This is a genomic window from Porphyromonas sp. COT-108 OH1349, assembly GCF_000768755.1.
GTDB lineage: Bacteria > Bacteroidota > Bacteroidia > Bacteroidales > Porphyromonadaceae > Porphyromonas_A > Porphyromonas_A canoris.
This window is the reverse complement of the sequence record NZ_JRAH01000003.1, coordinates 145,153-160,553: the sequence shown is the minus strand read 5'-3', so window position 1 is coordinate 160,553 and position 15,401 is coordinate 145,153. Positions and strand designations below refer to the sequence as shown.

Annotated in this window: 12 protein-coding genes; 10 read left to right on the top strand and 2 right to left on the bottom strand. The window is 45.6% G+C overall.

Annotated features, from left to right (window positions below; translation table 11 throughout):
- The first annotated feature begins 43 nt into the window (after positions 1 to 43).
- The 10 genes from JT26_RS00935 (at position 44) to JT26_RS00885 (ending at position 13,814) form a co-directional block, all read left to right on the top strand.
- Positions 44 to 760 (top strand): hypothetical protein, encoded by a 717-nt coding sequence (locus JT26_RS00935; protein ID WP_036844799.1) that lies wholly within the window; start codon positions 44 to 46, stop codon positions 758 to 760.
- A gap of 13 nt (positions 761 to 773) precedes the next feature.
- Positions 774 to 1,370 carry a LuxR C-terminal-related transcriptional regulator gene (locus JT26_RS00930; protein ID WP_036844796.1) on the top strand — a complete coding sequence of 199 codons (597 nt, stop codon included), beginning with the start codon at positions 774 to 776 and terminating at the stop codon, positions 1,368 to 1,370.
- A 51-nt stretch (positions 1,371 to 1,421) separates the two neighbouring features.
- On the top strand, positions 1,422 to 2,042 hold the full coding sequence (locus tag JT26_RS00925) for an outer membrane beta-barrel protein (protein ID WP_036789995.1): 621 nt from the start codon (positions 1,422 to 1,424) through the stop codon (positions 2,040 to 2,042).
- Between the two features lie 508 nt (positions 2,043 to 2,550).
- Entirely contained in the window at positions 2,551 to 5,205 is a 2,655-nt protein-coding gene (locus JT26_RS00920) for a hypothetical protein (RefSeq protein ID WP_052110265.1), read from the top strand.
- Positions 5,206 to 5,244: 39 nt separating this feature from the next.
- Entirely contained in the window at positions 5,245 to 6,528 is a 1,284-nt protein-coding gene (locus tag JT26_RS00915) for an adenylosuccinate synthase (RefSeq protein WP_036844793.1), read from the top strand.
- Positions 6,529 to 6,638: 110 nt separating this feature from the next.
- Positions 6,639 to 7,340, top strand: coding sequence for an energy transducer TonB (locus tag JT26_RS00910; protein ID WP_036789989.1), 702 nt, complete (start codon positions 6,639 to 6,641; stop codon positions 7,338 to 7,340).
- Between the two features lie 271 nt (positions 7,341 to 7,611).
- A complete protein-coding gene (gene mscL, locus JT26_RS00905) occupies positions 7,612 to 8,034 on the top strand; it encodes a large-conductance mechanosensitive channel protein MscL (RefSeq protein WP_036844968.1) in 423 nt (140 codons plus the stop codon).
- A 647-nt stretch (positions 8,035 to 8,681) separates the two neighbouring features.
- Positions 8,682 to 11,693 (top strand): protein translocase subunit SecDF, encoded by a 3,012-nt coding sequence (secDF, locus tag JT26_RS00895; protein ID WP_036844783.1) that lies wholly within the window; start codon positions 8,682 to 8,684, stop codon positions 11,691 to 11,693.
- A 270-nt stretch (positions 11,694 to 11,963) separates the two neighbouring features.
- Positions 11,964 to 13,373 carry a signal peptidase I gene (gene lepB / locus JT26_RS00890; protein ID WP_369793996.1) on the top strand — a complete coding sequence of 470 codons (1,410 nt, stop codon included), beginning with the start codon at positions 11,964 to 11,966 and terminating at the stop codon, positions 13,371 to 13,373.
- 15 nt (positions 13,374 to 13,388) lie between these two features.
- On the top strand, positions 13,389 to 13,814 hold the full coding sequence (locus JT26_RS00885; RefSeq protein ID WP_036844777.1) for a hypothetical protein: 426 nt from the start codon (positions 13,389 to 13,391) through the stop codon (positions 13,812 to 13,814).
- Positions 13,815 to 13,881: 67 nt separating this feature from the next.
- Here JT26_RS00885 and JT26_RS00880 read toward each other — a convergent pair whose 3' ends face one another.
- Both JT26_RS00880 and JT26_RS00875 read right to left on the bottom strand, forming a co-directional pair.
- On the bottom strand, positions 13,882 to 14,598 hold the full coding sequence (locus JT26_RS00880) for a DUF3307 domain-containing protein (RefSeq protein ID WP_036844774.1): 717 nt from the start codon (positions 14,596 to 14,598) through the stop codon (positions 13,882 to 13,884).
- Positions 14,595 to 15,239, bottom strand: a complete 645-nt coding sequence (locus JT26_RS00875; protein ID WP_036844771.1) for a hypothetical protein — start codon at positions 15,237 to 15,239, stop codon at positions 14,595 to 14,597. The genes JT26_RS00880 and JT26_RS00875 overlap by 4 nt, the downstream gene beginning before the upstream one ends.
- Positions 15,240 to 15,401 lie beyond the last annotated feature (162 nt).

Below are 15,401 nucleotides of genomic sequence, written 5' to 3'. Positions count from 1 at the left end.
TTTGGAATGGTATATAGTACCACTTTATGCCGGAAACAGACTGATGACTACCATACTCATACAAGAAAACAGTGTACTCAGCAACGTGGTAAGGCAGCACGTCATACTGCTTCCCATGCTTAACCGATTTGGGATACGTCTCGGATTGGGAGACAAGAGTATGAAGGCTGTATGCGAAGAAAAAGGAATAGATATAGAGTCCTTCCTTCACATTGCAAACAGCTACATAGACCCCTCATACCTGAAGAAGGTCAGACTCTCTCCGTTCTATCCTCAAATGATGGCGGACTACCTTGCAAGGACAAATGCTTTCTATATTGATGCACAGATACCCAATATAGAGGTACATATGTCTCCTCTATTGCGCGACAGTAACGACAATCCTTCGCTAAAGCTCTTGTCAAGATTTTTGGGAGAGTTCAAAGAGTTGCTCTTAAAACGGATAGCCTACGATACAGAAGTGCTTCTCCCCCACTTCAGGGCTCTTAACGAGAGACTCGGACAGGATATCAAACGTATCACTCTCGGCACTCCGTCCGAAGAGACGACAGATAAGAGCGAAGAGCTGATAAGCGATATTCAGGAAGTGATGATTAAGCACTTATCCGGCGAGTTCAACGACAACTTAAGCTATGCCGTGCTGTTCAGCCTCGTCATGATCGAAAAAGATCTCGCGTGCAACAACAGACTAAGACGCCGACTCTTCTTCCCCATGCTGCGAGCCATGGAAGCAGAGTTGGGTGTAGAGCATATAAAATAGGAGAGAACCTCACATGGCATCATCCAAGACATACGTAGCGATAGTAATTTCCGAGACCCTCCGCAGGGCGGGGCTTGAGTTTATACTGCGCTCTGTCGGGGAAAGATGCCTCATAGACACGTTCGACAGCTTTCAGATCTTCTTCGCATCGGACATCGAAAGGTACGACATCGTCTATATGGAGGACACGCAGCTGGTTCTTAACGAGGAGGCTCTACGAGGTCGCAAGTTTCGTATCGTGCCGGTCTACACCAACAGAGTTCCGCTTCCGGACTCTCCGGAGGATATACAAGGGATATGTACTCAGTGGGATGCCAGAGAGATCAGGAGCGCATTGGCTCAGACCCTCAAGCGGAAGCTCTACTCTCCAAACATGGCAAAGGATCTTTCTCTCCGCGAAATGGAGGTCTTGAAAGAGGTTTCCCTCGGACGCACCAACAAAGAGATAGCAGATCTCTTGGACATCAGTATGAATACGGTGATGACTCACCGCAAAAACATCACCACAAAACTGGGAATAAAGACCGTGTCCGGTCTCACGTTTTATGCTCTCATGAACGGAATACTTTCTTCGGAAGAGGTAGAGAGCGTAGTGGGCGGAGACGTTTAGTATTAACTATAAAAACAGAAATTTCTAACCCTTAAAACAGTGTATTTTATCATGAAAAAAAGATTACTTACTCTCGTAGCACTTCTTGCTTTCGCCTTGCCTGTGGCGGCATCTGCTCAGATAGACATTTTTGTAAAGGCGGGAGCCAATTTCTCTCAGTTCCCAAACAAGCCATTGGATATTAAAGCACAAGATATACTTTCTGCTCATGCAGGTTTGGGTGTCGAGGTGGGAGTGCCATTCTTGCCATTGTATGCAGATGCGGCTCTTCTCTACTCCAGAAAAGGAGCAAACATCTTCGACAAGAGCAAAGATGCAACAGAAAAAATTCGCGAAGACCTCTTGATCATCCCTTTGAATGCAAAGGTCAAACTGGACTTCTTTGAGAATTTCGGAGTGATTTTGTTTGCCGGGCCCAACTTTGCTTACTCTATCAGCAACAACTTCGACCAGCTCAAAACACAGTCGTTCAACGAAGTTAAGTTCAACAAGGCAAGCTTCGGATTCCAAGCCGGTATGGGTATCGAGTTGTTCGAGAAGCTACAAATCACCGCTCAATACGAAGCTCCGTTCAAGAGCAACTATCAGTACACCGGCACAAGTGCACTCATAGAAAACTTCTACAACAACAAAAACAAGACAATAACCATATCTGCGGCATATCTATTCTGATCCTGCAGACATTCTTATATCGGGAGGCTGTGTCGGGATATTGTCTTGACACAGCCTCTTGAATGTGAGAACATATCGGACAGAATCATCTGACACAAAGATTTAAGAGCGGTAGCGCCTTATCAATCCGTCTCATTTTGTGAGGAGAGTAGGGGCAGGAGAAGAAACAATAGAAAAGGCTCTGCCATATTACCCCCTTTCAAAAAGATTTTGAACCCGTTTGAAAGTTCTTTTTAACTCGTAAACAAACTCTTCTGAACAGCAACAATTCTCAAAACCAAAGCATGATTTGCAGCATTCAAGGTTCGACTTACACCATTCAAAGCTTGAATAGTGCAAACCAAGATCCGGTTTTCACTTTTTATCCTGTTCAGGAGAGAAAATAAACAGGATCAAACCATCTTTTGAAAGGCTATATCGCAACTCTTTCATTCCATGAGAACAGAAGCGTACCGCTTATGGTCCGAAACCGATACCGGCTCCATCTTTCACCTAACACTTATCCCCAATGAGCAACTTTTTAGTAGATAAATTTGCAGACATCCTCATTCTCCGCTACGATGTCGATAGCTTCCCGAAGCTGTCCCGCAGGAGAAAGCTCTATCTCTACTTCCTCTCCGAAGCTACCCTTAGAGGACGAGACATTCTGTTCGATCAACACCATCCGTACAACCTGTTCCTCCGAGAGGCTGTCTCCGAAATGGTAGCAGTCGCAAACCCGGATACGGAAAGAGAGGAGTACGATGCTCTACTCTGCTACTACAAGCAAATCCTTTTCACATCCGGTATTCATCACCATTACAGTGAAAGGAAACACGAACCGCTTTTCAGCTCTCGCTACCTCTCCTTACTATGGGAAAAGATCGATGAAAACAAGCGCAACGAATGGAGAGATAGTGGTTTCGATAAAGAGTTGCTGCTCGAATACATCTTCAATAAAGAGTTCGCTCCCATAAGAACAGCCGAAAACGTGGAAGAATCATCGGTAAACTTCTACGACAAAGGCATCACCACAGAAGAGGTCGAAGCGTTCTACTCCGCCCGCTCCAAAGATCCGGAACTCTCTCCGGGACTGCAAAGCAAGCTCAGGAAAGATGCCGACAACAACCTCTATGAAGAGACATACAGCACCTCCGGCAGATATGCTCCGGCTCTCAAACGGATAGTCTCCGCCCTTAGAGCCGCATACTTCTATGCCGAAACAGACCGGGAGAAAGCGATCATAGAAAAGCTCACGACCTACTATAAGAGTGGAGCGGATGAAGATTTCAGAGCATATTCTTTGGCTTGGCTCAATCACTCCCCCGACAAAACCGATGTCGACTTCATCAATGGCTTTATAGAGACTTATCAAGACCCCTTGGGAAGAAAAGCCACATGGGAAGGTCTGGTACAGCTTTACGACAGAGAGGCTTCTCGACGCACGAAGCTGCTATCCGATAATGCCCGTTGGTTCGAGGAGCATAGCCCGGTCAGCCCGGCACATCGTAAGCCCGAAGTGAAAGGCATTCAGGCTTCCGTCATAGAAGCATTGATGTTGGGAGGCGACTGCTATCCGGCATCTCCTCTCGGAATCAACCTTCCCAACAACAACACCATAAGAGAGAGATACGGCTCCAAGTCCGTTACCCTGTCGAACATATCCCATGCAGTGGATAGCACGCTCTACTCCGGAGAGTATCTCGAAAGCTTCTTCCTGAAAGAAGAGGTAAGGAGACGAATCATGACATTCGGCTCTCTGACCAATGATCTCCATACCGATCTTCACGAGTGTCTTGGTCACGGTTCCGGAAGACTCGAAGAAGGCGTCTCGGAAGATGCCCTTAAAGAGTGGAGTGCAACCATAGAAGAGGCACGGGCGGACCTGTATGCATTGTACTACATTGCAGACTCGAAGCTGGTGGAGATGGGGCTTCTTCCGGAAGATGCTTATAAGGCACAGTACGACCTATATGTTACCGGCGGAGCCATTATTCAGCTTGCCCGTCTGAAACAAGGGGAAAAGATACAGGAGTCGCACATGAGAAACAGAGCGCTCATCGCCCGATACCTATTGGACAAATGCGGGGCGGACTGTTTGGAACTAAAGCAAAACGAAGCAGGAGATTTCTTTATAGAGATTCACTCATACACGAAGCTGAGAGAGAATATAGGGCATCTGCTCTATCGGATACAAGAGATCAAGAGCAAAGGGTTATACGAAGAGGCGGAGAAGATTATACGTACATACGCCACGGATGTCCCGTCCGAGATATACGTTTCTGCAAAAAAACGCTTCGAGGTACTGCATCTGTCTCCGTTCAAAGGGTTTATCAATCCGAGAATGGAAGCGCGATATTCGTCCGACGGAAGCGTGGAGGAGCTTACGCTGGATACGTCCGAGACCTATCTGGAACAGATGAACAGATACAACAAAGTATACAGAACACTTCCTCTGTGTAACGACAGTCCGAACAGTGCAAAGAGTCGGACTCTGGAGCTTGGCAGGTATCACGACACCTTCAAACAGCTCAGAAGAAGACTGCATAACGCTATGGATGGCGTTGTGGCAGAGAGCATGAGAAAAGGTGGTATCGAACACAGAACAAACTTCGGTGTTACCCTGTTTCGTCTGAAAAAGATAGCCAAGACGATGGAGCCGGATCCGGAGCTGATAGAACTGCTAAGGTATCAGAAAGAGGTGCGTGAGTTTCCTCTGCTATCCATCTTCATGCTGCAAGGCCAAGAGCTTGACTATCTCCAAGCAGTAGAGAGATGCGGAGATGTGGAGACATTGGAAGAGGCGGAGCAGCTCGTTCGCGAACTGCTTGTTCACCAATCTTACGTCTACACTCTCGTTGATGATCTGCTGTATACGCCTCATCACGATGGCATTGTGGCTTCCATTCCACACCTGCTATTGGCTCAGTCAAGTATGCAAAAGCGTGTGATGCCTCCTGCTTCCACCCTCGAAAAGTGGATCGAAAGGGTAAAACACGCCATCTGTTCAGAGGTGGTTTCGGAGACGGAACAGGTACTCATCTTACGCTGTTTGGAGAAACTTTCAGACCTAAATCTCTCTTTTGCAAAAGAGTGCCGTACACATCTCAAAGGCTATTTCGATGCAGACAATCTTTTTGCCTCGGAGATAGATTCCATTCTTCGTTTCTTTGCGGAAGAATAGTTATATTTGTATCACAATACGAACAACCTCAAATACGTTATGCAGCAAGTAGATGTTCTTTTAGGTCTCCAATGGGGAGATGAAGGAAAAGGCAAAATAGTGGACGTTCTTACGCCCAAATATGATTTGGTAGCACGCTTCCAAGGAGGTCCTAATGCCGGACACACTTTGGAGTTTGAAGGTAAGAAATATGTCCTGCGCTCTATTCCTTCCGGCATATTTCAAGGTAACAAGATCAACATCATAGGCAATGGCGTGGTGTTGGATCCCATATTGTTCAAGCAAGAAGCAGAAGCACTGATGGAGTCGGGGCACGATATTCGGAGGTGTCTGTATATTTCGCGCAAAGCTCATCTCATACTCCCCACTCACCGTTTATTGGATCAAGCCAGAGAAGCAGCAAAAGGAGCCGGAAAGATCGGTACTACCGGCAAAGGCATAGGCCCCACTTATACGGATAAGATAAGTCGTAACGGATTGCGAGTAGGTGATATAGAGCTTGACATTAAAGCGAAATACGATAAGATTAAGAGCGATCACTTCAAGATCTTGGCGGCTCTGCACTACGTGCAAGATACGGCTGCGATGGACAAAGAGTGGTTCGATGCAATAGAGTTTCTAAAGAGTTTTCGCTTCATAGACAGCGAGTTTTTCATCAACGATGCCTTACGGAACGACAAAGCGATACTTGCAGAAGGAGCTCAAGGTACGTTGCTGGATATAGATTTCGGTTCATATCCATTCGTTACATCCTCCAACACCGTGACGGCAGGCGCTTGTACCGGACTGGGAGTCTCTCCAAAAAGAATCGGGAAAGTATTCGGTATCTTCAAGGCATACTGTACACGAGTTGGAAGCGGCCCGTTCCCGACAGAGCTTCATGACGCTACCGGCGAGGAGATGTGCCGTAAAGGCAATGAGTTTGGCTCGGTAACGGGAAGAAAAAGACGCTGTGGCTGGCTCGACCTTGTGGCTCTACGCTACTCCGTGATGCTTAATGGCGTGACAGACTTAATCATGATGAAGAGCGATGTACTCGATATGTTTGAGGAGATCAACGTCTGTACATCCTACATCATAGACGGTAAAGAGACAGACCAGTTCCCATTCTCCGCTGAAATGGATATTACTCCTGTCTACAAAATCTTCGATGGCTGGCAGGAAGATATGACGAAAGTAGAAAAAGAAGAGGAGTTTCCGGCTGCATTCAAGACCTATCTGAACTTCATAGAAGAGTATCTGGGAGTCTCTATCTCTGTGGTTTCCGTGGGACCTGATCGCAAGCAGACGATCCTGAGAAAAGGTTTCATGTCCGAAAAGTAACTCTTACACGGAAAACCCTTGCATATATCCTCAACTATATCTAACTTTGGCGAAGCACGCAGAAGGTGCTTTCAGTAGGAAATACAAATAACAATTTAGATACAAGTACTATGGAACAAAAGAAAACGCCTCGTGCGAATCTTGAGAGTCGCAAGTCGACATTCTTCCTAATGGGGCTTGTAGTAGCACTCTCAGCCGTATTCACAGCATTTGAATGGGGCAAAAGAGATCTTGTTTTTAACGAGATTGCTACGGTCAGTACCTTTATAGAAGAAGAAGAGATCGAGATTACGCCTCCTGAAGAAACGCCTCCACCCGAACTGCCACCGCCTGATACAAAAGTGGTTGCAGATATTATAAATGTAGTGGAAGACGAAGTAAAGGTAGAAAACCAAGAGCTTCTCAGCGTGGATGATGCCTTGAACAAAGTTCAGGAAGTAACATTTACTCCTCCTCCTGCATCTGTTCGTAAGGTAGAGCAAGCGAGTGAAGAGATCCACGACTTTGTGGAAGAAGATCCTGAATTCCCCGGTGGTAACAACAAGATTCGCCCTTGGTTGGCAAGCAAGTTGGTTTATCCTCAAATCGCAGCAGACAATGGAATCCAAGGACGTGTTCGTGTAGGATTCGTTGTAAACAAGGACGGTTCTATCGTGGATGTTCATATCGTTACAGGTATCGAGCCTTCTCTGGACAAAGAAGCGATGCGCGTAGTGAAGCAAATGCCTAAATGGAAACCGGGCAAGCAAGCAGGTCTTCCGGTGCGTTGCCGTTACGAAGTAACAGTAATATTCCAGCTACAGAACGCTTAAGAATATAAAGACAGACATAAAAGAGACACAGCTAAACGACAAAATCTGATGGCTGTGTCTCTTTTCTTATATGAAACAATAGATAAAAGAGAAGCAAAAACTTTTGTTTTTTATTATCTTTGCCGACAGAGGGGGTCTTTGTGAAGCCAAAACTAAAAAAATCGTACAACTTTACCTCCAAAGATTCTCAAAGAGTTTAGATATCTGCTTCTGAAGAATGATAACAACCGGAGAGGCAGCAAGTATTAACATCAAAAACAGAAAGATTAGAATGGGTTTAATTAAAGAATTCAAAGAATTTGCCGTTAAAGGTAACGTAGTAGACATGGCAGTCGGTATCATCATCGGTGGAGCTTTTGGAAAAATTGTTTCATCGCTTGTAAACGATGTTATCATGCCTCCGATAGGTAAGCTGCTCGGTGGAGTCAACTTTACAGACCTAAAGGTTGTCATCTCTCAAGCAGTCATGGAAGGAGAACAAGTGCTTGCAGAAGAAGTGGCTATCAGGTACGGAGCTTTCATCCAGACCGTTGTGGACTTCCTCATCATTGCTTTTGTCATCTTCTTGATGATTAAAGGCATGAACTCTCTTCGCAAGAAAGAAGAAGCTGCACCGGCCGAACCGGCAGCGCCACCGGCAGATATTCAGCTTCTCACAGAGATCAGAGATCTTCTTCGCAAGGAAAACCGCTAAGGCAAAAAGCCGTGATACCTCTGCGTATCACCTCAAAAAAATACAGAGACAACCACTTGGGGCTCAAAGCATCCGAGTGGTTGTCTCTCTTTTTTGACGATAAAGAGAAGATCTATCCTGCCGACAAAAGAGATCGTACCTATTCAAAAAATCCTCTATACAGGGATAAATGTTGCTCTAATCGTTTACAGAGATTGAAATCACGATTCGGGTTGCAGAAATCAAGGCTTGCTTTCCACAAATCGCATCTTGATTTTCGGCGACCAAAGCATGATTTTTAGTTTTATACCTGTCAAAAGCAATTTATATCCCTATTCAAATAACTTTTTGAACAGGTCAAAACAATATTTTCAGAGAAGAAAAGGAGAGAAGAAACAGCTAAAAATCGTCCGCAAAAAGGAGACCATCAAGAGCCGAACCCGACCAAACAAGAGAGCAGAGAGCAGAAAGAGACAAACCAAAAGCAAATCTCATGGAAATCAGACCGTACAAACAGCTCATTTTTATGAAGAAAGTAGCCTTGATGTATGAATTTTAATAGTAAAAAATTGTATCTTTGCCAATCAAAGTGCCCGTGCGTCAAACCACGGTATACGTCTGAAAAGATTGAGCAAACGAATAAAATTTAATAACATAATCACAAACAGATGCAAAACAAAGGTTTAGTCAAGATTGTAGCTCTCCTTATGGTGGTCCTCAGTGCGTGGTATCTCTCGTTTACTTTCGTATCGAGCAGATATACTTCTGCGGCAAAGGAGTATGCTCAAGGCGATCCAATGAAAGAGATCAGATACTTGGATTCGCTCTCTAACAAGACAGTGTGGTTCGGACACACACTAAAAGAAGTACGTGCCCAAGAGATCGGATTGGGTCTTGACCTCAAAGGGGGTATGAACGTAGTGCTTGAGCTCAATCAGGCAGACGTGCTACGCTCACTCTCCGGTAACAGCCAAGATCCCAACTTCCTAAAGGCTATCGAAGAAGCAAACAAGAAAAAGACTCAAAGCCAAAAGGACTTTGTAACGCTCTTTATCGAAGAGTTTCACAAAGCGGATCCGGGTGCGAGACTTGCTGCTATCTTTAGCACGCTCGAACTAAAGGACAGAATCCCAACCACTGCATCCGATTCAGACGTAGAAAAAGTACTTAGAAGCGAAGTGAACGATGCGATAGACAGCTCTTTCAAGGTGCTTCGTAACCGTATCGACCGCTTCGGGGTTGTGGCTCCAAACATCCAAAGATTGGAGAACAACAGCCGTATCCTTATAGAGCTTCCGGGTATCAAAGAGCCGGAACGTGTACGTAAACTTCTTCAAGGTGCTGCGAACCTTGAGTTTTGGGAAACAGCGGATATGTCTGAAGTGTTCCGCCCTCTTCTCAATGCAAACGATGCTCTTGCTGCTCTCAACAAGCGTGGAAGCAGGCAAGAAGTAGAGACACCGGCAGAAGTGGCTGCTCCAGAAGCAGAAGCGGAAACCGCTCCGGCAGAAACGGAAGCAGCTCCGGCAGAAGCAGACAGCACAGATCTTAGCCAACAGGTTCAAGCTCAATCCGGAACAGAGTCGCAACTATCTGCAGAAGATCAAAAGAGAGACAATCCTCTCCTTTCTGTTCTTTCTCTAAACGCCAACGTAAATGGTCAAGCCGCTCCCGGTGCTATCGTCGGATATGCTCAGGCAGCAGACATGGCGATGATAGACTCTCTTCTTTCCATACCGGAAGTGAAGGCTCAACTCCCTCGCAATATCTATCTGAGATGGTCTGCAAAACCTTATTCCGAAGAAGGCAAAGTGTATGCACTATATGCACTTAAAAGCTCTAAAAGGGATGGTTCGGCAGCTCTATCGGGTGAGGTTGTAACAGAAGCTCGTGCAGAAGTAAACAACCACGTGGGTAGAAGCGATGTGGGAGTATCTATGCACATGAACAATGAAGGTGCTAAGCAGTGGGCTCGTCTTACTCGCGACAATGTAGGAAAGCAGGTTGCCATCGTTCTTGATGGTCTTGTATATTCTGCTCCGGTAGTAAATGGTGAAATTCCTAACGGTGTTTCCAGCATCACAGGTAACTTTACACCGGACGAAGCAAACGACCTTGCCAACACACTCAAGAGTGGTAAGATGGCTGCTTCTGTAGATATAGTACAAGAAGATATTATCGGTCCGTCTCTTGGTAAAGAGGCTATCAAGGCAGGTATTATCTCGTTTGTCATAGCTCTTATCATCCTTATGCTTTATATGTGTTTGGTTTACGGCTTGCTTCCGGGTATGGTTGTGAATCTTGCACTGGTATTGAACTTCTTCTTTACTCTCGGTATCTTGGCTTCTCTTCATGCCGTACTCACACTTGCAGGTATTGCCGGTCTTGTGCTTACGCTTGCTATGGCGGTGGATGCCAACGTACTTATCTTCGAGCGTATCAAGGAAGAGCTTGCCGCCGGAAAGAATATGCAACGCTCCATCAAGGATGGTTACGGCAATGCGTTCTCCGCTATTATCGACTCCAACGTTACCACTATCATCACAGGTATCATCCTGTTTATGTTCGGTACCGGTCCTATTCGCGGTTTCGCCACAACACTTGTTGTGGGTCTTATCTGTTCGTTCATTACGGCGGTGTTCATCACTCGTCTTATATTTGAAGCTCTTGCTAAGAGAGGCAAGATGGACAAAACAACCTTCACGACAGCGATTTCAAAGAACTTCCTCAAGAATCCTTCTGTCAACTTCCTTGCTAAAAGAAAGATTTCTGCCACTGTATTCGGACTTCTTATTGCTGCCGGTATCGCGGCGTTGGCGACTATCGGACTTAATGCGGGTATCGACTTTACAGGTGGTCGTAACTATATCGTGAAGTTTGATAAGAATGTTTCGACAGCGGAAGTAGCATCTATGTTGAACGACGAACTTGCCGGCAATGTACGTGTAATCAATATCGGTACTCCGGATCAAGTGCGTATCTCTACCAACTATCGTATCACAGATACTAACCCGAATACGGATGAAGAGATCGAGAAGCTTGTATTTGAAGGCGTGAAAAGCCTTCTTCCGGAAGGAACATCCTTCGATACTTTTGTAGACAAGTATGTACAAAGCTCACAAAAGGTAGGAGCAACCATGGCGGATGACATTCAAAGAGATGCTCTTATTGCCGTGGCAATATCTCTTATCTTCATGGCTCTCTATATCCTTATACGTTTCCGAGACATTGCATTCTCCGCAGGAGCATTCGTCTCAGTAACGGTAAATACATTCTCTATCATAGCTCTGTATGCTATTCTTTGGAAGATCATGCCATTCTCTATGGAGGTCGATACAACGTTCATAGCAGCGTTGTTGGCTATCATTGGTTACTCTATCAATGACACTGTGGTAGTCTTCGACCGTATCCGTGAGGTATCGGGCATCTATCCGAACAAGAATAAGAGAGAAGTATTCAACAATGCGTTGAACTCTACACTTGCTCGTACAATCAATACATCTCTTACAACACTTATCACCATCATTGTTATCTTCATCCTTGGAGGTCCTACAATCCGAAGCTTTACATTTGCAATGATTCTCGGAGTGGTGATCGGTACCATCAGTACACTCTTTGTTGCTTCGCCGATAGCATACCTGATCGCAAGCAGAAAAGAGAGAAACAAAGAAGAGAAGTAAGCACAACCGATAACCCGACTCTCCTTATAGGAGATCGAATACATAGAGAGGCTTCCTAAGACAGACTTAGGAAGCCTCTTTGCTTCTACTCTTATCACAATCAGGAGCATCCAAAACAAATTGCAAATATTTATGTACCTTTGGTAGAGCTTATATGAGCCTTTCACACAATGGTTTTGTGTATAGACTCTCTCCTTTGAAGATTTTCGGCAAAGGAGCAAGGGTTTTGTATTATAAAGAATCAGCAACAGAACAATGAATAAAGATATACTGAAAAATAAACCTCTAAAAACGTGGATTAAGTTCTCCATCGTCCTCATTCTATACATTCTATTCTGCATTTGGGTAGGTTCCCCGTGGCTTTGGCCGGGTGTACTCCTCATCATAGACGGCTATATCACTAAAAAGATCAATTGGCGTTGGTGGAAGTCGTCCAAGAATCCCAAAGTGGTGAGTGCGATGAAACTGTTGGAAGATATCGTTGTGGTGGTCTTCTCGGTGCATGTCTTCTTCCTGTTTTTCTTTCAAAACTATCAGATTCCTACCTCTTCGCTGGAGAAAAGTTACCTTGTGGGCGACTATCTGTTAGTATCCAAGTTGAGCTACGGACCTCGTATGCCGCAGACTCTTATCTCGTTCCCCATCATACACAACACCTTCCTTTGGGGAGGAAAGAGCTATTTGGACAAACCGCAAGCAGAGTATCGCCGTTTGAAGGGATTCGGTTCAGTCAAACGCAATGATATCGTTGTCTTCAACTTTCCGGCGGGAGATACCATAGCCCTTAAAGAGCAAAATCCGGACTACTATACACTGGTAAACACATATGGCAGACAGTATCTCCGAGAGAACAAAGAGAGATTCGGGGAGATCATTTACAGGCCTGTGGATAAGCGCGAACACTATGTCAAAAGGTGCATAGGCTTACCCGGCGACTCTCTTGAAGTGAGAAACAATGACGTCTATATCAATGGAGAGAGAATCAAAGACCCGAAAAATCTGCAACACACTTACTATATTCAGACAGACGGAAGAGTCATACCGGAACAGCTGCTTGATGATCTCAAGATCTCTATGGATGATCGCAAGGTGTTGTTGGACGGTTCGGAGCCACAAAACTTCGGCTTCTTCCAATATCTGAAGCTGGATACCTTATCGAATGGAAGCTACGGACTGATCCATCAGCTGCCGTTGACTCAAGAGATGGTAAAGCAGATCAAAGCAGTCTCCTCCGTTAAGAATGTGGTTATAGAGCCTTCTCCCTCCGCAGAAGACGATCCGACCTATCCTGTGGACATGAAAAAATCGTGGACAAGAGACAACTACGGTCCTATCTGGATACCTAAAAAGGGAGCGACTATCAATCTCACTTTGGAAAATCTCCCCCTATACATCCGTTGCATACACAACTTCGAGGGGCACGTTGTCGCTGTAAAAGAGGGTCGCATATTCATTGACGGAGTGGTCTCGGACACTTATACCTTCGAGATGGACTACTACTTCATGATGGGTGATAACAGACATCGCAGTGCCGACTCCCGTGCATGGGGATTTGTACCTGAGGATCACATCGTGGGTTCACCCGTTTGGGTTTGGCTCTCACTCGATAAGGACAAAGGCTTATTCAGTGGAAAGATTCGCTGGAACAGGTTTCTCCTTCCGGCATCCAAGATAGAATAAACGGAATAACGATATATGGCTCGGAGCGGAAAGCAGAAAGATAGATCTGCCAAACGTAGAACGGTCAAGATCTCTATCGGAGTTCTTACCTTGCTCTCTGCACTTCTGCTCATAAGAGTATTTGTTTGGGAGCCGGTCCGTGTGCATAGAAGCGGTGGCAACAATGCTTCGGAGAGTGCGTGGATACTTATACAGAAAAGATTTTATGACCCTCTGAAGAGAGGCGATGCAGTGATCTTCACTCCCATCGAGTCTCCTTCAAGAGAAAAGCTCTACGGCTATATCGTGGAGGTCAAGAGAGATCCGGAGCATCCCGAAATCCTTTATTATGGTATCTCCAACGAGTCGGATCCCAGGAGCAAAGCGATTTCCATCCATCGGTTGTGGTGGTGTCCACCTTCGCACATCGTGGGTAAAGCGGTTGCCTTTATACCCTTTTGACAGCAAAAATAAAAGTCTGCCTCCCGAAAGGAGCAGACTTTTTCATTTTGACAAATCGCTATTCCACTTATCTTATCAGTGCCAAAGAAACAAACCCGATCACTATGGCGATAGTAAAACTGGCTAATGTTCCGATGAGGACATACTCTGTCGTCTTGATCTCTTTAGCCTTGCTCAGATCGCCAAAGCGGAAGACGGACTTTGCCGCAAGCAGAAATCCCACACCCTCGATATGATTGGTCAAGATAAACGTGAGGATGAGTATCCGCTCCAGATAGCCTATGAACTCGCCGGCATTGGGAAGACTTGCCTCCTCTGCCTCTTTGCTCCATCTGTGGAAAAACATACTCAACACGATGGAAGTAGGTTTAAGTACCAGCAGATAAGCTATGGCAACGATCCAGAAGCCGGAAGAGATCTCATACTCTCCCAACCATTCGCACAAAGCATCCGTTCCGCCAAACAGGAAGCCCCATATCAAAAGCAGCACAGCCAGGTGTAGCAGCTGGTCTATAAAGAACGACCACGCATTTTCCCGCATAAAGGCAGACTTCAGATAGTCTATACCCAAATGAGAAACAAAGATGATAGAAGGAACAATCCACTCATCCCACTCCTGCAAGAGCAGGTAGGCCACCACCGTATGGATGAAAGAGTGTAGTAGCAGATGGCTCCACTTCCCTACTCCGGGTAGTCTCTTTCCAATGCAGATCTTCTTAGGCTGGAAAGCAAAGTCGGCAAGAAGATGCGCCAAAAGCAGTTTCAACAGAATATCCCAACTCATAGCATCTTCTCTTTTATGATCTTTTTCGACCGGTTAATATAGAGAGCCATAAGGTTTTCCTTACCTGCTCTCAACAGTTTTCCCACATTTTGCGAGCTCATTCCCATACTCATCGCCATCTCTTTTTGGGTCGAGCCATAGAGCAGAGAGGAATAGAGAGCCTTTGCCTGCGATATAGTCCATCGGGAGATGATGTCATCCGCAAAAGCCGTACTCACTTCCAGCTCTTCGTTCAGCTCTTCCCAGCGGGTCTTTACCGTAAGTCTCCGCTTCCCTATATCGTCCAGCTCCCTGCCGGAAAAGTGAAAAGCCTCCCCGTCGGAAAGCACCACTTTGTCCGACAGATAGGATACCTCTCCTATTCCGATAGCCAAACGCACATCCCAAGCCCGCTTTAACCTTTCGGGTGTCTGCCCTTTGATGCCGGCACGGAGAAGCACTGCCATCTTCACTGCTTCCTCCGGATGCTCCACAACAATCTGAAAACTGTCCCCTCTGAAAAACTCCATCTTGGCGGGCGAGAGGGTATCTCTCAACTCCTCTACTATTCCATTGAGCATCTCCAACAGAATATCCCGATACTCTCCGCGTATTGCCGAAGAAGTAACAATATCTCCCGTTATGACTCCCCTTATATCCATACAATCTGCTTTTAGGTAAATAGTAAAACAAAGATAGGTTTTAGCCGTCAGAAAAACAACCATTTTCGGTTGTATTCTTAAAAACAACCGTTTTTGGTTGTAATCGTAAAAACAACCATTTTCGGTTGTAAAATCATCCGTTTAAGCGGTTCATAAAAGCGG

What these genes read in the sequence shown, in the direction of transcription:
- JT26_RS00880 (WP_036844774.1), bottom strand. Translation starts at nt 14,598, where the DNA reads ATGAGTTGGGATATTCTGTTGAAACTGCTTTTGGCGCATCTTCTTGCC.
- JT26_RS00920 (WP_052110265.1), top strand. Translation starts at nt 2,551, where the DNA reads ATGAGCAACTTTTTAGTAGATAAATTTGCAGACATCCTCATTCTCCGC.
- JT26_RS00875 (WP_036844771.1), bottom strand. Translation starts at nt 15,239, where the DNA reads ATGGATATAAGGGGAGTCATAACGGGAGATATTGTTACTTCTTCGGCA.
- JT26_RS00910 (WP_036789989.1), top strand. Translation starts at nt 6,639, where the DNA reads ATGGAACAAAAGAAAACGCCTCGTGCGAATCTTGAGAGTCGCAAGTCG.
- JT26_RS00885 (WP_036844777.1), top strand. Translation starts at nt 13,389, where the DNA reads ATGGCTCGGAGCGGAAAGCAGAAAGATAGATCTGCCAAACGTAGAACG.
- JT26_RS00930 (WP_036844796.1), top strand. Translation starts at nt 774, where the DNA reads ATGGCATCATCCAAGACATACGTAGCGATAGTAATTTCCGAGACCCTC.
- mscL (WP_036844968.1), top strand. Translation starts at nt 7,612, where the DNA reads ATGGGTTTAATTAAAGAATTCAAAGAATTTGCCGTTAAAGGTAACGTA.
- JT26_RS00925 (WP_036789995.1), top strand. Translation starts at nt 1,422, where the DNA reads ATGAAAAAAAGATTACTTACTCTCGTAGCACTTCTTGCTTTCGCCTTG.
- JT26_RS00935 (WP_036844799.1), top strand. Translation starts at nt 44, where the DNA reads ATGACTACCATACTCATACAAGAAAACAGTGTACTCAGCAACGTGGTA.
- JT26_RS00915 (WP_036844793.1), top strand. Translation starts at nt 5,245, where the DNA reads ATGCAGCAAGTAGATGTTCTTTTAGGTCTCCAATGGGGAGATGAAGGA.
- secDF (WP_036844783.1), top strand. Translation starts at nt 8,682, where the DNA reads ATGCAAAACAAAGGTTTAGTCAAGATTGTAGCTCTCCTTATGGTGGTC.